The 19,956-nt window shown below is 70.0% G+C and carries 19 protein-coding genes and 2 pseudogenes; 12 read left to right on the top strand and 9 right to left on the bottom strand.

Going from position 1 to position 19,956, the window contains the following annotated elements; all coding sequences use genetic code 11:
* Together G3I65_RS48125 and G3I65_RS48120 are read left to right on the top strand one after the other, a co-directional pair.
* Positions 1 to 449: GbsR/MarR family transcriptional regulator (locus G3I65_RS48125; RefSeq protein ID WP_239071893.1), on the top strand; the 449-nt coding region annotated here is incomplete at its 5' end.
* Positions 446 to 1,627: an FAD-dependent monooxygenase gene (locus G3I65_RS48120; RefSeq protein ID WP_160695653.1), complete on the top strand. Its 1,182-nt coding sequence runs from the start codon at positions 446 to 448 to the stop codon at positions 1,625 to 1,627. The genes G3I65_RS48125 and G3I65_RS48120, both read left to right, overlap by 4 nt.
* On the opposite strand, the gene G3I65_RS48115 is transcribed toward G3I65_RS48120, so the two are convergent.
* A complete protein-coding gene (locus tag G3I65_RS48115) occupies positions 1,621 to 1,941 on the bottom strand; it encodes an LGFP repeat-containing protein (protein WP_375336782.1) in 321 nt (106 codons plus the stop codon). The genes G3I65_RS48120 and G3I65_RS48115 overlap by 7 nt on opposite strands.
* A gap of 33 nt (positions 1,942 to 1,974) precedes the next feature.
* Positions 1,975 to 2,973, bottom strand: a complete 999-nt coding sequence (locus tag G3I65_RS58945) for a helix-turn-helix domain-containing protein (protein ID WP_160702174.1) — start codon at positions 2,971 to 2,973, stop codon at positions 1,975 to 1,977.
* Positions 2,974 to 3,062: 89 nt separating this feature from the next.
* On the opposite strand from G3I65_RS58945, the gene G3I65_RS48105 reads away from it, so the two are divergent.
* Both G3I65_RS48105 and G3I65_RS48100 read left to right on the top strand, forming a co-directional pair.
* Entirely contained in the window at positions 3,063 to 3,647 is a 585-nt protein-coding gene (locus G3I65_RS48105) for a dihydrofolate reductase family protein (protein WP_160702172.1), read from the top strand.
* Positions 3,637 to 4,125, top strand: a complete 489-nt coding sequence (locus tag G3I65_RS48100) for a pyridoxamine 5'-phosphate oxidase family protein (protein ID WP_160702170.1) — start codon at positions 3,637 to 3,639, stop codon at positions 4,123 to 4,125. The genes G3I65_RS48105 and G3I65_RS48100 overlap by 11 nt, the downstream gene beginning before the upstream one ends.
* 310 nt (positions 4,126 to 4,435) lie before the next feature.
* Here the strand turns inward: G3I65_RS48100 and G3I65_RS48095 are convergent, their stop codons facing one another.
* The 4 genes from G3I65_RS48095 to G3I65_RS48080 form a co-directional block, all read right to left on the bottom strand.
* On the bottom strand, positions 4,436 to 4,783 hold the full coding sequence (locus G3I65_RS48095) for a hypothetical protein (RefSeq protein ID WP_160702168.1): 348 nt from the start codon (positions 4,781 to 4,783) through the stop codon (positions 4,436 to 4,438).
* Positions 4,784 to 5,339: 556 nt separating this feature from the next.
* A complete protein-coding gene (locus G3I65_RS48090; protein WP_160702166.1) occupies positions 5,340 to 6,215 on the bottom strand; it encodes a hypothetical protein in 876 nt (291 codons plus the stop codon).
* A gap of 343 nt (positions 6,216 to 6,558) precedes the next feature.
* Positions 6,559 to 7,437 carry an alpha/beta fold hydrolase gene (locus tag G3I65_RS48085; protein ID WP_239071895.1) on the bottom strand — a complete coding sequence of 293 codons (879 nt, stop codon included), beginning with the start codon at positions 7,435 to 7,437 and terminating at the stop codon, positions 6,559 to 6,561.
* Between the two features lie 128 nt (positions 7,438 to 7,565).
* Entirely contained in the window at positions 7,566 to 7,937 is a 372-nt protein-coding gene (locus G3I65_RS48080) for a hypothetical protein (protein WP_160702162.1), read from the bottom strand.
* 173 nt (positions 7,938 to 8,110) lie between these two features.
* Here G3I65_RS48080 and G3I65_RS48075 point away from each other — a divergent pair, with 173 nt between their 5' ends.
* Positions 8,111 to 10,216, top strand: a complete 2,106-nt coding sequence (locus tag G3I65_RS48075; RefSeq protein WP_160702160.1) for an ATP-binding protein — start codon at positions 8,111 to 8,113, stop codon at positions 10,214 to 10,216.
* A gap of 426 nt (positions 10,217 to 10,642) precedes the next feature.
* Here G3I65_RS48075 and G3I65_RS48070 read toward each other — a convergent pair whose 3' ends face one another.
* On the bottom strand, positions 10,643 to 11,053 hold the full coding sequence (locus tag G3I65_RS48070; RefSeq protein ID WP_160702158.1) for a hypothetical protein: 411 nt from the start codon (positions 11,051 to 11,053) through the stop codon (positions 10,643 to 10,645).
* A 93-nt stretch (positions 11,054 to 11,146) separates the two neighbouring features.
* Here G3I65_RS48070 and G3I65_RS48065 point away from each other — a divergent pair, with 93 nt between their 5' ends.
* The 4 genes from G3I65_RS48065 (at position 11,147) to G3I65_RS57965 (ending at position 15,395) form a co-directional block, all read left to right on the top strand.
* Positions 11,147 to 11,968, top strand: a complete 822-nt coding sequence (locus G3I65_RS48065; protein ID WP_160702156.1) for an SUMF1/EgtB/PvdO family nonheme iron enzyme — start codon at positions 11,147 to 11,149, stop codon at positions 11,966 to 11,968.
* Positions 11,961 to 13,241: an aspartate aminotransferase family protein gene (locus G3I65_RS48060; RefSeq protein WP_160702154.1), complete on the top strand. Its 1,281-nt coding sequence runs from the start codon at positions 11,961 to 11,963 to the stop codon at positions 13,239 to 13,241. The genes G3I65_RS48065 and G3I65_RS48060 overlap by 8 nt, the downstream gene beginning before the upstream one ends.
* Positions 13,229 to 14,233, top strand: a complete 1,005-nt coding sequence (locus G3I65_RS48055) for a Gfo/Idh/MocA family protein (RefSeq protein WP_160702152.1) — start codon at positions 13,229 to 13,231, stop codon at positions 14,231 to 14,233. The genes G3I65_RS48060 and G3I65_RS48055 overlap by 13 nt, the downstream gene beginning before the upstream one ends.
* Before the next feature lie 877 nt (positions 14,234 to 15,110).
* Positions 15,111 to 15,395: a hypothetical protein gene (locus G3I65_RS57965; protein ID WP_239071892.1), complete on the top strand. Its 285-nt coding sequence runs from the start codon at positions 15,111 to 15,113 to the stop codon at positions 15,393 to 15,395.
* Positions 15,396 to 15,423: 28 nt separating this feature from the next.
* Here the strand turns inward: G3I65_RS57965 and G3I65_RS59200 are convergent.
* Positions 15,424 to 15,615, bottom strand: a pseudogene (locus G3I65_RS59200) (IS5/IS1182 family transposase); the annotation flags it as partial.
* Between the two features lie 247 nt (positions 15,616 to 15,862).
* Positions 15,863 to 16,840, bottom strand: a complete 978-nt coding sequence (locus G3I65_RS48045; RefSeq protein WP_309236043.1) for a helix-turn-helix domain-containing protein — start codon at positions 16,838 to 16,840, stop codon at positions 15,863 to 15,865.
* Between the two features lie 152 nt (positions 16,841 to 16,992).
* Between G3I65_RS48045 and istA the strand changes: the two genes are divergently transcribed.
* The 3 genes and pseudogenes from istA to G3I65_RS57960 form a co-directional block, all read left to right on the top strand.
* Positions 16,993 to 18,615, top strand: coding sequence for an IS21 family transposase (gene istA, locus G3I65_RS48040; protein WP_160702145.1), 1,623 nt, complete (start codon positions 16,993 to 16,995; stop codon positions 18,613 to 18,615).
* Positions 18,612 to 19,289, top strand: a complete 678-nt coding sequence (locus G3I65_RS48035; RefSeq protein ID WP_203612713.1) for an ATP-binding protein — start codon at positions 18,612 to 18,614, stop codon at positions 19,287 to 19,289. The genes istA and G3I65_RS48035 overlap by 4 nt, the downstream gene beginning before the upstream one ends.
* A 30-nt stretch (positions 19,290 to 19,319) precedes the next feature.
* Positions 19,320 to 19,956 (top strand): annotated as a pseudogene (locus G3I65_RS57960) (transposase); the annotation flags it as partial.

Genomic DNA, 19,956 nt, shown 5'->3' with positions numbered 1-19,956 from the left:
CCAAGTCGGATCCTCGGCACGAGCAGGTGCTCGAGTGGGTCGAGCGGGTGGCGATGTTCTGTACCGCCGAGTACGGGGTGCCGCCGATCGCGGGCCGCGTCCTCGGGTGGTTGATGATCTGCGAGCCCGCCGAGCAGTCGGCCGACGAGATCGGCGCCGCGATCGGGGCCAGCCGGGCGTCGCTGGCCACGAACATGCGGGTGCTCGTCGATGGTGGTTTCGTGCGGCGCCGGACGAAACCCGGCGAACGTACGCACTACTTCCGCATGGTCGACGACGCCTGGGAGACCGTGGTGCGCCGGCGCGTGACCAGCCTGACCGCGTTCCGGGACGTCGCGGCCGAGGGGATGAGCCTGGCCGGCGCCGACAGCCCGCGTGCCAACCGGTTGCGAGCGGCACACGACGTCTACGACTGGATGGCCAAGCGCCTGAGCGAGGACCGTCGATGACCACGCCCCAGGGGCGGTCGGCGATCGTCGCCGGAGGCGGCATCGGCGGGCTCGCCGCGGCGATCGGGCTGCGACGAGCCGGGTGGACGGTGACGGTTCTCGAGCGGCAGGCGGTGTCCCGGGAGGCCGGCGCCGGGTGGTCGTTCGCGCCGAACGCCCTGCGCGCGGCGGACGCACTGGGGGTCGGCGACGACCTGCGGGCCATCTCGGTGCCGACACGGGCCGGCGCGACCCTGCGCACTCCCCACGGCCGGTACCTGATGCGGTTCCGGGAGGGACGCGACACCACCCTGCTGGCCAATCACCGCGCCGACCTGCATCGCGCGCTGCTGGCCAGGCTGCCGGGCGGCTGGGTGCGCACCGGCGCGGAGGTCACCGGCGTCGAGCAATCCGCTGCCGGCGTCACCGTCGCCTACCGGACTCCCGGCGGGACGCGGCAAGCCACCGCCGACGTCCTGGTGGGAGCGGACGGGATCCACAGCGTGGTGCGCCGCTCGGTGTGGCCGCACTCGCCGGCTCCGGTGTTCCAGCGCATTCTCTGCTGGCGCGGGGTGACCGAACCCGGTTCGGTGTGGCCGGTCGAAGGGTTTCAGACCTGGGGCCGCGGCGCGCGGTTCGGTGCGCATCCGGTGGCCGGCCGGCGGGTGTTCTGGTTCCTCACGGTCCGCCGGCCGGAACCCGGACTTCGCTACGACGACGACGTCGCCGAAGTGCGTCGCCGGGTCGGCGGCTGGCACCAGCCGATCCCCGCTCTCCTGGCCGGGACCCGGCCGGAATCGGTGCTGTGCCACGACATCTTCGATCTGGAGCCGCTGCCCGCCTACGTCGAGGGCCGGGTGGCCGTGCTCGGCGACGCCGCCCACGCCATGACACCGTTCCTCGCCCAAGGCGCGTGCCAGGCGCTCGAGGACGCCGCCGTCCTCGCCGCCGAACTCGCCGGGGACATCGACGTCCCCACGGCGCTCGCCCGCTTCGACCGGTCGCGCCGCCCTCGCAGCCAGCGGGTGCGGCAGCTGGCCCGGCAGGATCCGGCGGTCAGCCTGTCCACCAGCCCGGTCGTGTACGGGCTGGCGGCCGGCCTCACCCGGCTTGCCGGCGGCGGTGTCGCCGCGCGCAAGGCGGCCCGCTTGTGGACCTGGACCCCGCCGGTGATCGGGCAAGGCGATCGCTGTCAGTAGTAAACGACCTGCGTGGCACCCGTCGCGAAGTCGTAGGTGATGTAACCGCCGCGGAAGTTGCCGCGACGGCCGCCCGTGACGGCGAATTCGTCACTCACCGGGTACCCCAGGCGGCCACGCTCCCAGCCGAGCGCGGCCCAGCGGTCGCGGATCGCGCCGTGCACCGACCACGCACCCGTACCCGGAGTCCAATAGATCGACGCACTCTTCGAAAAATGGTTGAACCGGCCCACCCCATCCGGCGTGCCCACCTCATCCGCGACCGGACGCCGCCCTGAAAGTTCTCGGCGCGCCGCCGGCGACCGGATATTCACCCCCGACCGGTACGCCTGGATCGCCGACGAGGCTCAACGCTCGGTGCGCTCCTGTCCACCGCAGAGGCTGTCTCCAGCGGACGTGCGCGAATAGATCACCTGGCGTCCGTCCCGGCGGCGAGCCACAAGTCCGGTAGCGCGTAGTACGCCAAGGTGGGTGTTCACCCCTCCGGGGCTCCACCCTGTGCGGCGGGAGATCGCGAGCGTCGAGGCCGGCACGTCGAGCGATCGAAGGATCGCTGCCCGTCGCCGGCCGATGAGCTCGTCGAGGGCACTGCCGCTGTCCGCCTGCGACCAGAGATCTCCGACTCCCGGAGCCTGATAGGTCACCGCCGGGTCCCACGGCGCGTCGATTCGCGGCCACACACCAAAGGCGAAGACCGACGGAATGAGCAGCATGCCGCGGCCGTCCAGATCCACATCCCGGGGCGCGGTCCCGACCGGCGCGATCGTCAGGGTCCTGCCGTCCCAGGAGACGTTTCGAGCAAGCTCGGTGAAGGCGGCCTGACCTCCCACCGCGACAAGGCGTCGAGCGCGGGCCGCGATCTCACTCTCCAAGAACGCCGACATCGACGGCCACCACGGCTCGATCGCGGCGGACCAGAACGCCCGCAGCTGCCCGACGAGCGCGGCCAGCGCAGCGGACGGATCACCGACGAACACCTCCGCGCTAGGTGGCACGCCCTCGGGATAGGCGCGCCGGACATCGGCTCGCACGACGCCCGGATCCGTGGCGGCGAGCCGCGTCAGCTCGTCCTCGACCCACGGATGCGGACTGACCGGCGGTGGCGCGTTGAAGTTCGGCCACGACCTGCGACCCAGCGGCGCAGCAGCGAACACCAGCCCCAGGTCGAGACCTTCCAGCCGAGACGTAACGGCCGCGACCCACTCCCGGTGCTCGGGGAAATCACCCGGTCGACGCACGACGTAGCTGGCTCCCGCAAGCTCGATCAACGGCGAGATGGCGAACCGCGTCCGGAGGAGGTCGTCGCGATCGAATCGGAACCGGATGCCCGGCCGCCCGGAAGACACAGATTCAGAATACCTTGAATCTCTTCGGCTAACACTGCTCCCTCCCGTAGACCTGAACCGTTCACACGAAGTCCCGAGCTGGAGGTGTCATGACCGACGTCATCATGCACAACGTGACCTCGGCCGACGGGTTCATCGCCGACGACCACGACGACATCGGGCCGCTGTTCGACTGGTACTTCAACGGCGAGGAACCGTTAAGCGACGACGGCTCGTTCCGCATGACGCCGCAGTCGGCCGACTACGTCCGCTCAACCTGGGCGGCCATCGGAGCGATGGTCATCGGCCGGCGGCTGTTCGACTTGATGAACGGGTGGGATGGCCGTCCGCCGGTCGGCGACCACGTCGTCGTCGTGTCCCACCGGCCCAAGCCCGCAGGCTGGCACCCCGAGGCCTCCTACCACTTCGTCGACGGCGTCGCGGAAGCAGTGGCGCAGGCGCGCCACCTCGCCGGCGACCGAGCTGTGTCCGTCGCCGCCGGGGAAGTCGGCGGACAAGCGCTCGCGGCGGGCCTCGTGGATGAGGTCGCCATGGACGTCGTGCCCGTCGTGTTCGGTTCGGGCAGGCGATACTTCGGCTCGGTGACCGGTCAGCACCGACTTGAGGATCCTCACGTCGTCATCCGAGGCGATCGCGTGCTGCACCTGAGGTATCGGGTTCGTCATGCAGGGTGACGACTTCGACGCACACGCCAGGGCTCTCATCGACCAGAACACCTATCTGGTGCTGGGAACCGTCGACGGTCGGGGCAGGCCGTGGACGGCGCCGGTCTACTTCGCCGCTCAGCACCCGCGGGAGTTCTTCTGGATGTCCAGCGTGGACGCACGACACTCCCGCAACCTTCGTACGCGCGTGTCGGTGAGCCTCGTCGTGTTCGACTCGACGGTCGCCGTCGGGGGAGCCCGCGCACTGTACGCGGCCGGCAACGCCGCCGAGGTCGCTCCCGCGGACCTGGCGTCCGCCCTGCGCGTCTACCCCGGCCCCGCCCGGCGAGGCGGTCGCCGCGTCACCGCTGACGACGTGAGCGAACCAGCTCCGTGGCGCCTCTATCGTGCCGTCGTCACAGACCTGTGGGTGCTGTGCCCCAGAGAACTCGGCCTGCCCTGCGCGGCCCACTCCCGTACGGACGACCACCGAGCGCGGGTCACCTGACGACTGCAACGGTCCCTGGACGTCCTGGGGCCATCGCGCGACCCAGCGGACATGATCCTGCATTGTCCAGTTCACTCAGCGAGGGACCCGGTCTCCCAGCGGGGACCCTCACGATCGACCGCGGGGGCTTCGACCTGGTCAAATTCGTCCGAAATGATCTTCGGGCAGGCGGCAGCCGCGTGCATTGAGTGCGAGGTAGTGCCCGCGTCGCCGAACTCGACGTGCCACACTGCTGTCTCGGCCAGCCGACGGCTCGTTGTGGTCCGGATTTGGTGAGGGGCATCAGCCTCGGGGCAAAGCACGGTTCGGGCTACGTACCGGTCGCGGGGAGCGCGGCGCCCCACTTCTGAGAGTTCGGGTCGGCACTCTCGGCTGCCGGTCGGCGATGGTCGGGCACCTCGGCGACGGGGATCCACTGGATGATCGTGGGACGCTTGCCAATGGCGACAAACTCGCCGAGGGCAGCGTAGACGTACTCCACCGCAAACTCCTCGCCTTCGGCGTAACCGAACGGCTGGCTGCCGAACCAGTACTCGATGACCTCGCTGCGGAGCGCGGCCTCGTCCCCGGCCTGGACGCCCCAGCATTGCCCGGGATGACGCGGTTCGAGGTCACCGCCGCCGACCTGTGGTCCACCGGCGTCTCCCCCGACGCCCACCTGTGCAATATCTGCGGGAGCCATCCGTCCAGCGAGCCGGCGAAGAAGCCGTGCGGGTAGAGGCGGCGTCGCGCACGGCGGCTCGTCACCAGCTCCACGGCGTCGGGCGCCGCGTCCGGGATCAGCTCCACTTGGGCCGCATCGATGACGTCTTTGACCAGCAGCACGAACCGACGGCGCGCGGACGTGCACTGGTAGGTGTCCGGCCGATCCGCGTCCGAACCGGGAGCTCCGCCAGTCCCTGACCGTGAGGGCCTGCCCGAGTAGCTCTCCCGCCGGGACGGCCGTGCCCGTCCACCGCGATAGCTTGGATCTCGATGTACGCGCCGTCGGAATCCAGCTGGTCCGCACATACCTCGACCGACAGGCTGTAACTACCCAGCCCGGCACGCGCATGCACGCACACGAGCCCAGACGGCCCGGGTCACGACCCGTCGACAGATACCCACGGATCAGGTGCCGCGGCCCCGTCCGGTCCAGAAACGGAACCGCGCGAGTGGCCGGACCACTCCGCCCGACGTCGCGCGACAGGGCCAAAGCAAGGCACAGGTCTATCTCAGTAACAGCCTGTCGCATTGTGCAGCCACCCCTGGCCGGCTTGTGCGGGCAATAGCCGCTGGACCTCGGCGTCGGCCGACCCGAGTGACAACACCCGCTGGTTGAGGCAGTCGTAAAGGGTAAAGCGGTCGCCGCTCTGATTGAGGACGATGACCACCTGCTGGGCCGGAACGTGTTTCGGGTCCCGCCAGGAGACCGCGGCCACCGTCGGCGCGAAGCCGATCAGGCCAAGCCTCGCCGAAACGACTCCGTGGTCACGGAAGGCAACGGCGCCGTCGCTGATCCACACGGAGCCTTGAACGCCCGCCGCACAAAGCAGCGTCATCGTCGCGGCCAGCACACCCAGCGCCCTGCCGCCGACACGGGCGATCACCACCCCGACCCCGGCGACGAATGCCCAGCACAGCAACACCGACACCGCACCATTGACGAGGCCTGCGGACATGGTCAAGAAATGGGTTGCGTTGGCGACGACCAAGACCAGCAGCAGAATGAGCGGAACGGCAACGAGCACCAGCCCGACACGGCCGCGAATGACGTCTCCGAAGCTATCGGTGACAAACCGGACGAGCCCCACGAGCACGATCGAACTCGACAAGGCGCACAGCAGAAGCAGCAGAGCGAGCGGAGTCGCCCGCAGCACCGAGGCAACCTTGTCCAGGCCGATCTGGTCGGGTGTCAGCCCGAACGCGCCGTAGAAGGCGCACTGAGCCAGATAGCTCAGGGCGAATACCGTGCCAGTTGCCAGGAACGCGGCCCCGCCCCACTGAGCAAGCACGGCCCCGATCCCCGGCTTGGCCTGAGCCACCCCGGGGGCCTCGCCCTCGGTAGCAACCGGCACCTCGGTCTTGGCGGCAATGTCCTTGTCGACCATGTCGTCCCCCTCCGCTGACGCGTCCCCACACCCACAGTAAGCATTTTCGTCGCGCTGCGTCCACCACGAAGCCAGGGTGAGCAGGTAGCCGACGACTCCCGAGACGACTCGCGGGCGACCCGGTCCGCACGTTCGGCGCACCCGGGGTACTGCCCAGGATCCGTGGGGACTGCCGACAGTGGCGCCGGCGGCACCGAAATCCAGGTCGGTCTTCGTCGGCGAGTTGAGGACGCTGGCCGTACCTGCTCTACGGCGGCGACGTGCTCACCGCTCGTCCGAGAACCGGCAGATCACACACCGCTGGAAGCGCGAACTCTTCTCAGCCGTTTCGAGCCAGTGCCGATCAGCGGCTGAGGCAGTGGGCGCTCTCCTCCGCACGGCGCAGGGCCGTCAGATAGGCCGCGCGGCCCGAGTGGTCGGTGTCCTCGGTTAGGGCGGACGAAGCCAGGACGAGGCCGACCTCGTCTTCGCAGCGGTGGTAGCCGGCTGGCCGGCGGTCACCACGGTGACGGGAAGATTTCCGAGCCTGCGGGCGCGATCGGGAACCGCGCGCAGCCCGAAGGCGAAGCCCAGCATCTCCACCACGTCGGCACGGCGGTACGCCGAGCTGGCCAACCGCGCCGTCGGCCAGCTCGTCCGGCACGATGCCGGCGATCTCGCGCAGCAAGCGACGCCGGCCACGGACGTCCTGGACGAACCGCCGCCAGCCCGCCGGGCAGCGCAGCCACTGAACTGCCGCCGCCCCGACGACCCCGGCCGCGGAAGCTTCACGATCCAGACGCCCGAGATCACGCAGCTGGTCCTCGTGGCTGGAGTCGACCAGGACCAGCCGCGTGATGCGATCAGGCGTGGTCGCGGCACAAACCCGTGCGACGACCCCACCCATCGAATGCCCGACCAGCACGACGGAACTCACCTGCAGCACCTCGAGCAACCGGGCCGTCCACTCGGCGAGCCCAACCGGCGTCGCGGACCACGGTCCCGCGTCGCTCCACCCGATACCCCGGCCGGTCGACAACGCACACCGCCACCGACTCCGGCAGCACCTCCAGCACCTGGCACCATTCGAGGGCGGGAGTCCCGAGCCCGGGCAGGACGACCACCGCCGGTGGCCGGCTCCCGCACGCAGCAGATGCACCCGACGGCCGTCGACCTCGACGATGGCACCGGGAGGCGGGAACCGGCGGTCGTCCCGCGCTTCACCGATTCGCGATAGATCCATGATCCGGCCGCGATCGCACACGCCGCGGATACTAAGCAGCTGTGATCGCATCGGGCGTTGCGGACGCCAGACCGCGCGCTCCACCTCCGGCACGCCGCCACGTTGCGCGCTCGTCGTCGGCGGGTGGTTCACGCCGTGCTGAGGACGGCGGTCCATCCTCTCTCACCCGAACCGGTGACGACGTCAACCAGAACGACGCTGTGCACGTTCGCGGCCACGTCCCGGAACGCGGCGGGCAGCACGCCGCCCTCTGACGCCGTGAACCGCAGCGTCGGTGTGCCGTCCGTGGCCGGTCGCGGTACCACGGTGTCGAATCGAAGCCACCGCGACGGGCCGTGCTGCCCGTCGGTGACGTACACGGCCGGCCGCGCGCCGCCGGCCGTGGCGAACGTCGCCGCCGCGCGCAATTCCGGATCATCGGGAAGCGCTCCCTCGCGATAGCCCGCCGACGCGACGATCCGGAAGGTGACGGAATCGGCGTTGTCGTCGCGCACGCCCACCACGAAAGCGTGCACGGCGGCGAGCGGCCGGCGGGTGCTTCGCCGTCCCGGCATTCTCAGCTCCGCGGGTGATCGACGAGTGAGCAGGGCATCACGCCCAGTATGACCGACGCCGTCGATGCCGGTACTCTTCGATCGGCTCAGAGAATCTGACGCGGCAACGGGGGAAATCGATGGCGGGCGGCTCAGCGGACATATCCACCTGGATCCTCGCCATCGCGGGCGCCGTCACGGCGGTCGCCGGGGCGGTCGGCCTGCCGAAGATCATCAGCGACCGGCGGGAGCGGAAAGCGGCGGCTCCCGAGGAGCCCGTGCTGACCAACCTGTTGCCAGCGCCGGTCCAGCTGGTCGACCGCGTGCCCCAGCGCGCGCAGATCCGGCGGTACCTGGCAGCGGGCGAACAGATCGTCACCGTCGAGGGGCCCCGTGGAGTGGGCAAGAGCGCACTCGTCCTGGACGCGGCGCACGAAGTCGCGGCCGGTGGTGGCCGACGCCGCAAACCGGCCGCGGCGCTGTTCTGGCTCGACGCCCAGAACAGCAGCCCGGACCTGGTCGACCTGGCCCGCAAACTCAGCCTGCACAGCGGGCAACGCGCCCTGAGCGCGGCTCCGGCGACGGAGAAGGCCGATGCACTCCGGTCGTACCTCGCCGCCAACCCCACCATCCTGGTCGTCGACAACCTGCGGCTCACCTCGGAACAGCCCGCCCCGCTGCGCGACCTGCTGGGCGCACTGCCGTCCGGCTCACGCGCGATCATCAGCGCCAACACCGTCGGCATTCTCGACAGCCCGCGGGTGACCGTGCCGGAGCTCGCCCCCGACGATGCCACGACGCTGATCGTGCGGGAAGCCCAGCGATCGGACGTACCCGACCTGATCACCGCGGACGAAGCCGTCATGACCCGGGTGCACCGGCTGGTCGGCGGCAACCCGCGCGCGATCAGGCTGTTCGTCACCGCCTGCGCCGGCCGGCCGGGCACCGTCGCCGAAGTACTCGACGAGATCGAATCCGGCACCGGCGACCTGGACACGCTGTACGGCGTCGTCTGGACCGAACTGGCCGAACCCGCCCGGGCCGCCCTCGCGGCGTGCGCGCTCCTGACCGCGGGCGCCGACCTGAGCCAGGTGTCCATCGCCGTGGACCTGCCCGAGCGGGACACGCGCGAGACGCTGCGGCGGCTGTGGACGGACGGGCTGCTCGAATCCGGCCAAGCACTGGAACGCACGGTCTACCGGTGCCCGCCCGCGCTGCGCCGCTTCGTCCTCGACCATACCGACGCCGACCGGCTGGCCACGGCCCGCACCCGGTTGGCCACGGCGCTGACGGCGCGATTCAGCAAGGATTGGGAAGATGCCGCCGGGGCCGCGCCACAGGTCGAAGCGATCCGCGTCCTCATCCGGGAGCTGGTCGACAACGATCAGCACCGGCTGTGCCTCGACCTGTTCGCCGCAACGTACGACCTCCTGTTCACCCTCGGCCTGTTCGACGACCGGATCGCACTGGGCTGGATCACCTTCGACGCGGCCCGCGCGCTCGACCTCGCCGAAGAACAATCACTCGTGCTGTCGGTGATTTCGTCGACGCACGCGATCCGTGGCGAGGACCTCGATGCCGAAAAGGCCGTACGGATCGGCATGGAGATCGCTCGCGCGGCCGGCTCCGCGCGCGAGATCGCCCGCCAGCTCCGCTGTGAAGGGTTCCGCCTGTACCGGGCAAGACGAGTTCGTGAGGCACTGGACATCGTGCTGGCCGAGGACGCCGAAGGCATGGCCAGGGGCGCCGGCGATCCGAACAACATGATCGACATCCTGTCGCTGATCGGCGCGGCCTACTTCCACCTCGGCGAACTGGACGCCTGCGAAGAAACCGTGCTCCGGTTCCGTGACGAGTGCGAACGGATGCCGTGGGAGCGTGGCATGGCCTACGCGCTGCGCGATCTCGCGGAAGTGCGGCTGATGCGTGGCGACAGCCGCGCCGCGGAGAAGCTGGCGGCCCAGGCCGAGACGATCGCGGGCAAGCACCGCGACACGCGTCAGCAGGCCAGGATCAACCTCACCCTGGCTCGGCTGGACCTGTTCACCGGCCGGATGCGCCGCGCCAAGGACGTCGCGGCGGAGGCTGCCCGGGCCGCCGGAGAACTTCAGCTGTACGGCGAGCACGCCGAAGCCCTGGCCGTCGGCCGCGCGGCAGGACAGTGTCTGTGGCTGCCCTGGCTTCGCCGGAAGTTCGTCGGCAAGCCGCGGCTGCGGTTCACGGATTGGACGACCGGCGGTGACTGATCGCCGGAGGGCGCGCGCCGTGATCGTCCGCTGCGATCCGGACCCGCCGCCGCCGTGGCACGACATGGAGAACGGCCTGCGACGCCGGTTCGGCGCCGAGGTGAGTGTCCTGCGGGCAAGCCGAATGACTTCGCCGGCAACGCTTCTGGCCGCCGTCGAGAAAGAACTGACCCGCGATGGAGTGCCGCTGATGCTCGTGGTCACGGGCCGCCTGACCAGTTTCGTGCGCAAAGCGGGCGACGTGCGGGCGCTGATCCTGCCGAACAGCGTCCCCGGCCGCCCCAAAAGCACGCTGCGGTTGGAGAAATTGATGGAAACCGCCGCGCGCGCCGCCGAACAGCGCTCACTGTTGATCGGCCTGGACGTGCAACAAGACGATCGCGGAATTTCCGCCGCCGATATCGCCAAGCGGATATCTTCGGCGTTTCAACCGGATTTTCGCCGACCACCGGATATTATTGTTCGAGCGTCGAGCGTCGAGCGTCGAGCGTCGAGCGTCGAGCGTCGAGCGTCGAGCGTCGAGCGTCGAGCGTCGAGCGTCGAGCGTCGAGCGTCGAGCGTCTTCTTGACCGTGCTCTGGCGGTCGCCGCCGTCTCCGGTGAGGACACCGATCTGGCCGCGGTCGTCGCCCGTGCTGCCGGCTTCGCCCGCCGACTCGGCGACGACGTCGCGACGTTCCGTTCCGACCGAGTCAGCCCCCTTGCACCCCCGCAACACCCGCGACCACTCCCCGAAGACGTCCGCGACGATCTGTTCGCGCTCGACGAAGGCTCCCGGCTCGACGCTGCCCTCGAACTCGCCGCCCTCGCGGAAGCCGGCCACGAACCGGCCCGGCACGAACTGGACGACCTGGCGAGCAGCGACCCGTCCCCCCAGGTCAGAGCCTACGCCGAACGGCTCGCCCGGCGATCGACCCAGCCGGTCCTCGCGATGCTGCGCTGGAACGGCCGCGTGCCCCGGCACATCGTCGACTCTGCACTGCACGAGATGTTCCTGCCGGACCTGCTCCACCAGCCCGGCGGCGTGGTACCGATCGGCTCCGACGGCGCCGATCCCGCCGAGGCACCCCGGCACCACGTCGAACTGCCACCGTTCCGGCTGTCCCGGACGCCGGTCACCGACCGGCAGTACCTGACCTTCCTGATCCTGGCGGGCGGACCGTGTCCGGACCACTGGGCGACCGACACGGACCTCTGGGAACGCGACGCCGACCGGCCCGTGGTGAACGTGTCCTTCCACGACGCCCGCCGCTACTGCGCCTGGCTGGACCGGCTGCTGCACGACCGGAAACTGCTGACCGAGACGGAACATGTCACGCTGCCCAGCGAGGCCGAGTGGGAATGCGCCGCCGGCAACGGCCGCGGCGACCGCCACCCCTGGGGTGAGCACACCGACCCCGCCCGGTGCAACATCCGCGCCAGCGGCGTCGGCAAGCTCACGCCCGTGGGGACGTTCTCCCCCGCCGGCGACAACGCGGCAGGCTGCACCGACCTGATCGGGAACGTGTGGGAGTGGACGCGCAGCGCCTGGGGGCCGTCCTACCGCGCTCCGGAACACGGCTACCCCTACGTCGCCGATGACGGGCGGGAGAACCCCGATCTGCCCGGTGTCCGGCGCGTGATCCGCGGCGGCGCCTTCTACTACGCGACGGAGTGCGCGAACACCTACACCCGTAACCGTGTCCTCGCCGAGGAACGCCATCCCGGCGGCGGCTTCCGGGTAGCCGTCACGAAGCGGCACCGCGATGACTGATTCTCAGGCCCGGCACTGGGAGGTGGAGCTGACGATGCTCGGCCCGGGCGTGTCCGAGGCGGTCGCGTGGGCCGGTCTCGTGGTCGAGCGCGCCAGCAACGCCACGCTGACGGACTCGGCAGGACGCGACTACCTCGACCTGATGGGCGGGGCCGGCGTGAACCTCGTCGGTCACAGCAATCCCGGCTACGTCAACGCTCTGCACCGGCAGCTCGACGCGTGGATGATCGGGGCGCACGCGTCGGTCTCCCGGCTGGAGGCGCTGCGTGGCCTCACCGCGCTCCTGCCACCCGAACTGGACCGCGTCCAGTTCTACAGCGGCGGCGCGGAAGCGGTCGAGGCCGCGATCCGGTTGGCCAAGTCCGCGACCGGCAAGTTCGAGATCCTTTCGTTCTGGCGCGGCTTCCACGGCCGCACGGCCGGCGCGCTGGCGGCGACCGGCGGAGCACGGGCCGGTCTCGGCCCGGCTATGACCGGCGTGCACAGCACGCCCTACGCGAACTGTTACCGGTGCCCGCTGAAAACCACGTACCCCGGCTGCGGACTCGCCTGCGTGGACCTCGCCCGGGAAGCGCTGCGCGAGCAGTCCAGCGGATCGCTCGCCGCGATCCTGGTCGAGCCGGTTCAGGGCCGCTCCGGCAACGTCGTCCCCCCGCCTGGCTACCTGCCCGCGCTGCGGGAGCTGGCCGACGAACACGACGCGTTGCTGATCGCCGACGAATCCATGACCGGCCTCGGCCGCACCGGCGCGATCCTGGCGAGCGAGCCCGCGAAACCCGACATCGCCGTCCTCGGGAAAGGAATGGGCAACGGCTACCCGGTGTCCGCGATCGCCGCGTCGTCCGCGGTCATGACCGCGGGCCCGTTCGGGGCACCGAGCGCCAGTTCGTCCAGCTACGGCGGATTCCCCCTCGCGGGTGCCGCGGTCGCGGCGGTGACCCGGATCGTCCGCGACCAGCGCCTCGCCGACCGCGCTGACGCCGCCGGATCCGAATTCCTGGCCCTGCTGCGGGAACTCATCCCCGAGCGGGGAATCGTCGGCCAGATCCGCGGCGCCGGTCTGGCCGTCGGCATCGAACTGGTCACCGACACCCGCGGTCCACTGGGCAAGCGGGAGCTGCGCGCCGTGTTCGACAGGCTGCTCGGCGTGGGCGTGCTGGTCATGACCGGCGGCGGAACACTGCGGCTCTACCCGCCACTGACCATCGACCGCGACGAACTGACCCGGGCCGCACAGCTCATCGCCGCGGTCCTGACCACATGGACGTCGTGATCGCGGGCTACGGTCACGCGGGCGAACTGCACGCGAGGCTGCTGGCCGCCAGAAGCGGAGTCAGGATCGTCGGCGTCACCGATCGAACCGCCACCCGCCGCGCCGCCGCGGCCACCCGGTTTCCCTACGCCGTGACCGCGGCGGGGCTCGACGAATTGGACGTCCGCGCGGACGCGGTCGTGGTCTGCACGCCGCCCGCGCACCACGAGACGGACACCCGGACCGCGCTGGCCAGGCACCACGCGCACGTGCTCTGCGAAAAGCCGGCCGTGCTCGACGCCGGTGCCGGCCGCCGGCTGGGCCGGACCGCCGCCGAGGCGGGCCTGGTCCTGCAGCCGGTCCACAACTACCTGATCTCGCCCGCCATCACCGAGCTCCACCGGACTGCCTGCCGATCACTCGGCCGCATCGACCGGGTGACGATCGCGGTCACCCGGACCGGACCCGCGTCCGGTCACCCAGCCTGGCAACCGGACTGGCGCACGGACCCGGCGGCCGGCGGCGGCATTCTCCACGACCACGGCCCCCACGCGTGCTACCTCGCGTTTCACCTGGCCGGCCAGCCGGCGACCTCGATCCGCTGCATGACAACCATCGGCGAGCACGGCGCCGACCATTCCGCCCGGCTGGACCTGCGCCTCGCGAACGGCTCCAGCGCCGCGATCAGGCTGAGCTGGCAGGGTTCCAGCCGCGAAAACCTCTACCGGCTCTCCGGCGAGCACGGTACAGCGCAGCTCCGCAACGGACAGCTCGAGCTGACGACGCCGACGGGCACGTACCGGAAGGCAACCGAAGACCACTCGATCGGCGGTCACACCAACGACGACTGGATCGTCGGGGTCCACCAGACGTTCCTCGAGCAGGCGACCGGCACCCGTCGCCGCAACGAGCAATGGGATACCGCGGTGCACGTCGCGGAAGTCCTTGCCACGGCACGAACCTCCGCGGCCACGGGTCAGGATTGGCTCCCCGTCGGCCACACACGCCAGTAGCCTTGAGTCGGCGCTTCTCCGGCCGAGCGCCGGAACTGTCCGGGCGGTTGCCCGTATTGGCGCCTGAAGGCGTACGCGAAGCCGAATTCCGAGGTATAGCCCACTTTTCGAGCCACGACAGCCAGCGGGATGTCGGAATAACGCAGCAGTCCCGCCGCGACGGGCGAACGCCGCGCGGGACAGACCCGCGTGCATGCCCAGCTCCGCAACGGTCCACGGGCGCCCGGTTCCCGGTGAAGGGCACCCAACGCCGCGACCGCGGGATCGCGCAGGGCGGCGCCCCAACCACGCCGGGCTCGACGACCACGGCGCCGTCGAACCCACCCTCCGCCGAGAGCTGCGTGGAATTGTCCGGCGCCCGGCGGGCTACCGGCACATGTCCCGTGTGACGGACAAGGCACCGCGGCGCGCAAGATTCTGCAGTTCTGCCTGCAGAGCAATGCATTGGCGCCTGCAGGTACGAATAGCGCGGCGAGTCGAGTGCTTGACCAATGGGGGCTTGCCGCGTACTTGCCCGGGATGCGGGAGAACCTGGATTCCCGGCCTCGACCGGCGAGCCAACGTACGGGCATGCTTTTCGCGGTGTCGCACACGTGCGTGGCGGGAGCGCCGGCGTTCGGCAAACCGTCTCGGAAACGGTTCGCCAAACGACAAGCACTGCGCCTGACCTGGAAAACAGTCGAACACCAGCCCTTGCGTCGGCGTCTGGACGCGCGCAAACCAGGCCCCGTCCGGAGCCAGGCGAAGATCGTTTCGCCACCTGCTGACCGCGCCATTCGAACGGCGCGCAGGCTCCCAGGGGAGGCAACCCCGGCCGTGAAGATCGGACAAGTGACAAGCCGTCGGCACGAGCGACATCGCCCTCGAAATCGAACCGATGCACCCCGTCGGCAGCGCCGGCGAGGGAACCTACGAGACACTGAGAACCTTTGCGAACGACGTCGGCATCGAGTTCGCCACTTTGCTCGGCTACCGGCCAACAGCGTGGGCTTGGCCACAGGACAGGCGACAGCTCGAATTGGCCAGCTTCACGACCCGCCGCGCACTCTGCGCGTTGCCCAACCGGACGCCGCGCCAGCCCAAGACGCCGACCCAGAAGATCGCGCGAGTACACGATCTGGTCCGGGACGACGACGTCGCCGCCACCGTGGCCACTGCTTGAGCAGGGTGAACCGATGCTCGACCACATTGCGACCGTCGCGGGAACCGTGACGTTTGCGGTGCCCGGCCTGATCAGCAGGTCCGGGAATCACCGCGGTGATACCGCGGTCACGCAGATGCCCGCGGATCGCCCGCGAGGAGTAAGCCTTATCGCCGCGGACACGGTCAGGCCGGGTCCGAGCCCGACCACGCCCGACCCGCCTGATCCGCAGGTGCCGCATCAGGTGCGGGAACATCGGTGCGTCCCCGGCTGGCCGGGGCCGATCAACGTCACCGGCGCCGGCCGCCCCCATCGACAAGATGGTGCAATTTGGTGCTCCACCCGCCGCGGGAGCGGCCGATCGCATGATCAGGCGGCTCGGTCAGCAGATCCGTGTAGTTCGGTTCGACCCAGCCCCCTGTGGGACGGGTGATGACGGTGGCGTGCTGGTGCGCCCGGGCAATCGTCGAGTCCACGGACTGAGCTGTTCAGTCTGCGTGCGCTGCCGTGTTCCGGTTGCGATACTGACTGGGGGAGCTCCTGTAGGAATTGCGGAAGGCCTGGCTGAAGTGGGCCGAGTTCGGGAAGCCCCACCGGTTCGCGATCGCATGGATGGGCTGGTCGCCGAGCTGAGCCTCGGCGAGGTCGCGCCTGCACTGCTCCAGGCGCTGGTTGCGGATCCAGCCGGCCACTGTCTTTCCCTCCTGCTGGAACAGCTTGTGCAGGTAGCGCAGGGAGATGTGGTGCGCCGCGGCGATCGCGTCGGGGGTCAGGTCCGCGTCCCCGAGGTTTTCCCGGACGAAGGCGTGGATCCGGGCCATGAGCGCGCGGCGTCTGGTATGGGGCGGTATCACGCTTTCGTTGTCCAGCGCGGCGGCCAGCGCCGTGGTCAGGACGTCGAGGGTGAGGGTGGACAGCCGGGCCGTGTCGGACGGGCTGAATTCGGTCAGCCGCCGGCCGACTTGCATGAGGAACTGTGAGGACAGGGCCCCGATGCCGCGGTCACCCGGGATCGGCGTCGCGCTCAGCCTCCGCAGATCCCGCGAGGGCAACGGCAGCGACGCTCGCGGGAAACGCAGGAGCAGCAGCTGGTTGCCGCCGGGAACGTTCGATGCGAACTGGCCGTCGTAGGGATGAGAGGGGTCGTACAGGACCAGATCCCCGACTCCCATCACCGACTCCTGACCGTCCTTGGCCAGCAGGCCACCCCCCTGCACGACGCAGCCCAGCTTGAACACGTCGGGATCGGCCTGCCGGATGAGCCGTGGCGTGCGGCGGATCGTATGCGGCATCGTGGTCATCAGCGTCGCCTGCACCGGGCCAAACTCGCTGACCTGCACGTGGGCGCTGAATCCGCTTTCTTGCGGTCGATCGCAACGCAATTCGTAGGGAACCCAGAGCTTCCCATTCAATTCCCGCCAAAAGTCGAACTGCTCTCTCGCTGGAACCCCGGCGGTGCTGATCACGTCCATACTCTGGTTTTGTCGGTCTGATGTGACCGCGGTTGCTCGTGGTTGGTGACCGCACCCTGTGTGGTTGCCAGGTCTGTATCCGTGAGTTTTGACCGCACCTGGGGGTTGCGGTGGGAGGATGCCTGTGCTTCAGACGAGGAGCACGGATGCCTCCACAGTCGAAGGTAGAGCTCTACGCCGCGATCCGCCGGGACGCCCGGACGGGGATGTCGGCGCGGGCGCTGGAGCGCAAGTACAACGTCGGCCGCCGCACCGTGGTCAAGGCGGTCGCCTCGGCCTGGCCGCAGCCGCGGAAGAAACCGCCGCCGCGGCCGTCGAAGCTGGACCCGTTCAAGCCGGTGATCGACGAAATCCTCCGCACCGACCTGGATGCGCCGCGGAAGCAACGGCACACCGTGAAGCGGATCTTCGCTCGGCTGATCGACGAACACGGCATGATCGACGTGTCTTACCAGGTTGTCCGTGCCTACGTCGCCACCCGGGCGCCGCAGATCCGGGCCGAGGCCGGCCGCGGCCCGGTGGCCGCGTTCATCCCACAGGCCCACCGCCCGGGGATGGAGGCTGAGGTCGACTTCGGCGAGATCGCCGTCCGGCTCCGCGGCCAGCAGGTCACCTGCATCCTGTTCGCGCTACGTTGCTCGTTCTCGGGCAAAGCGGTGCACCGCGCGTTCGCCTCCGGCGGGCAGGAAGCCTTCTTCGAAGGCCACGAACACGCCTTCCGGGTGCTCGGTGGCGTTCCGGCCGGGCAGATCCGCTACGACAACCTCAAGGCCGCAGTCGCCCAGGTGATCGGATTCTCCCGGCAAAGGGTCGAAACCGACCGGTGGGTCGCTTTCCGATCCCGCTGGGGTGTCGAACCGTTCTACTGCCAGCCCGGCCTGACCGGCGCCCATGAGAAAGGCGGCGTCGAGGGCCAGATCGGCTGGTTCCGCCGCAACCACCTGGTTCCGGTGCCTGAGGTCGAGTCGCTGGCCGAGCTCAACACCATGATCGACGCCTTCGACGTCGCCGACGACGCCCGCCGCATCGGCGCTCGGCCACGCACGGTCGGCGAGATGTTCGCGATCGAGGCCCCGCTGCTGCGGCCGCTGCCGGATGAGCCGTTCGAGACCGGCCGGTGGTTCACCCCGCGGGTCAACCGCTACGCCCAGATCCCGGTCCGCACCAACCAGTACTCGGTCCCGGTCCGGCTGATCGGCCGCCGGGTCCGGGTCTTGCTGCATGCCTCCGAGCTGGTCGTGTTCGACGGCCGGACCGAGGTCGCCCGGCACGAACGGCTGCTGGCCAAGGGCGGCACCCGCCTCGAGCTCGACCACTACCTGGAGGCGCTGCTGCGCAAACCCGGCGCGCTGCCCGGCGCAACCGCGCTCGAGCAAGCCCGCGCTGCGGGCAAGTTCACCCCGGTTCACGACGCCTGGTGGGCCGCCGCCCGCAAGGCCCACGGCGAAGCCGAGGGCACCCGCGCGCTGATCGAGGTCCTTCTGCTGCACCGCCACCTCGCCCACGAGCACGTCGTCGCCGGGCTGGCCGCGGCGCTGCGGGCCGGCGCCCTCACCGCCGACGCGGTCGCCCTGGAGGCCCGCAAGACCGCCGACAACGACACCACCGCAGCCGACCCCGGACCGGCGCAGGATCCGGCCGCCGAGGTCACGTCGCTGACGCTGCGCAGGTTGGCGCAGCTGCCCGCCGACACCCGGCCACTGCCCTCGGTCGCCGTCTATGACCAGCTGCTGCCCAGCCGAAGACGCACGGAAGGAACACGCCGATGACCACCAAACGCCACCGCGGACTCACCGAGCAAGCTGCCGACGCCGCCATCGACCAGGCCTGCCGGGCGCTGCGGCTGCCGACCATCCGCGCCCAGTTCCCCGACATTTCCGAGGCCGCCGGCCGCGACCAGATGTCCTACCGCGGGTTCCTCGCCGAGCTGCTCATGGCCGAGTGCGACGACCGGGCCCGCCGCCGCTCCGAACGCCGGATCAAGGCCGCGGCGTTCCCGCGGGAGAAGTCGCTGCGCGGGTTCGACTTCGACGAGAACCCCAGCGTCGACCCCGCGGTCATCCACACCCTCGCCACCTGCGACTGGGTCAAGAAGGGCTTGCCGCTCTGCCTGATCGGCGATTCCGGCACCGGCAAGTCCCACCTGCTCATCGCCCTGGGCACCGAGGCCGCGATGGCCGGGTTCCGGGTCAAATACACCCTGGCCACCAAGCTGGTCAACGAGCTGGTCGAGGCCGCCGATGACCTGGTGCTGACCAAGACGATCGCCCGTTACGGCCGCGTTGACCTGCTCTGCATCGACGAACTCGGCTACATGGAACTCGACCGCCGCGGCGCCGAACTGCTGTTCCAGGTTCTCACCGAGCGTGAGGAGAAGGCCTCCGTCGCGATCGCCTCCAACGAGTCGGGTCTGCCCAGGGTCTGGTTGACACCTCACCTGTGAGGCTTCGGCCTCGCCTGGAAGGATGTCATCGTGCCCAAGCCCTACCCCCGCGAGTTCCGTGACGACGTCGTCGCCGTCGCTCGCCGCGGCGAGACCCCGTTGAAGCAGGTCGCCAAAGACTTCGGGATCTCCGAATCGTGCCTGGCCAACTGGCTGCGCGCGGCCGACGTCGAGGACGGCACCCGGCCCGGAGTGACCCGGGAGGAGTCCGCCGAGCTACGCGAGCTGCGTAAACGCAACCGGCTGCTGGAGCAGGAGAACGAGGTCCTGCGCAAGGCCGCGGCCTACCTGGCGCAGGGCAATCTGCCGGGAAAATAGCCTTCCCGCTCGTCCGTGAACTGGCCGCGGCCGGCGCCCCCGTGCGGGTGCCGGCCGCGGTGACGTGCAGGGTGCTGGGGATCTCCCGGCAGGCCTACTACCAGTGGTGCGCTGCCCCGGTCTGTCAGCGGGACTTCGACGACGCGCATCTGATCAACGCCGCGCTCGAGATCCATGCCGACGATCCGGCCGATGGGTACCGGTTCATCGCTGACGAACTCGCCCGCCGCGGGTTCACTGCCTCGGAGAACCGGGTGTGGCGGATCTGCTCGATGCAGAAGATCTTCTCGCTGCACGCCAGGAAGAAAGGCCGTTCCCGCCAGGCGGGGCCGCCGGTGCACGACGACCT

It is taken from the genome of Amycolatopsis sp. SID8362, assembly GCF_010550475.1.
Lineage (GTDB): Bacteria > Actinomycetota > Actinomycetes > Mycobacteriales > Pseudonocardiaceae > Amycolatopsis > Amycolatopsis eburnea.
Note: the sequence above shows the minus strand (reverse complement) of the source record. Positions and strands in the feature narration are given on the sequence as shown.

What these genes read in the sequence shown, in the direction of transcription:
- G3I65_RS48055 (WP_160702152.1), top strand. Translation starts at nt 13,229, where the DNA reads ATGGACGTCGTGATCGCGGGCTACGGTCACGCGGGCGAACTGCACGCG.
- G3I65_RS57965 (WP_239071892.1), top strand. Translation starts at nt 15,111, where the DNA reads ATGCACCCCGTCGGCAGCGCCGGCGAGGGAACCTACGAGACACTGAGA.
- G3I65_RS48105 (WP_160702172.1), top strand. Translation starts at nt 3,063, where the DNA reads ATGACCGACGTCATCATGCACAACGTGACCTCGGCCGACGGGTTCATC.
- G3I65_RS48075 (WP_160702160.1), top strand. Translation starts at nt 8,111, where the DNA reads ATGGCGGGCGGCTCAGCGGACATATCCACCTGGATCCTCGCCATCGCG.
- G3I65_RS48035 (WP_203612713.1), top strand. Translation starts at nt 18,612, where the DNA reads ATGACCACCAAACGCCACCGCGGACTCACCGAGCAAGCTGCCGACGCC.
- G3I65_RS48085 (WP_239071895.1), bottom strand. Translation starts at nt 7,437, where the DNA reads ATGGATCTATCGCGAATCGGTGAAGCGCGGGACGACCGCCGGTTCCCG.
- G3I65_RS48090 (WP_160702166.1), bottom strand. Translation starts at nt 6,215, where the DNA reads ATGGTCGACAAGGACATTGCCGCCAAGACCGAGGTGCCGGTTGCTACC.
- G3I65_RS48120 (WP_160695653.1), top strand. Translation starts at nt 446, where the DNA reads ATGACCACGCCCCAGGGGCGGTCGGCGATCGTCGCCGGAGGCGGCATC.
- G3I65_RS48060 (WP_160702154.1), top strand. Translation starts at nt 11,961, where the DNA reads ATGACTGATTCTCAGGCCCGGCACTGGGAGGTGGAGCTGACGATGCTC.
- G3I65_RS48100 (WP_160702170.1), top strand. Translation starts at nt 3,637, where the DNA reads ATGCAGGGTGACGACTTCGACGCACACGCCAGGGCTCTCATCGACCAG.
- istA (WP_160702145.1), top strand. Translation starts at nt 16,993, where the DNA reads ATGCCTCCACAGTCGAAGGTAGAGCTCTACGCCGCGATCCGCCGGGAC.
- G3I65_RS48065 (WP_160702156.1), top strand. Translation starts at nt 11,147, where the DNA reads ATGCTGCGCTGGAACGGCCGCGTGCCCCGGCACATCGTCGACTCTGCA.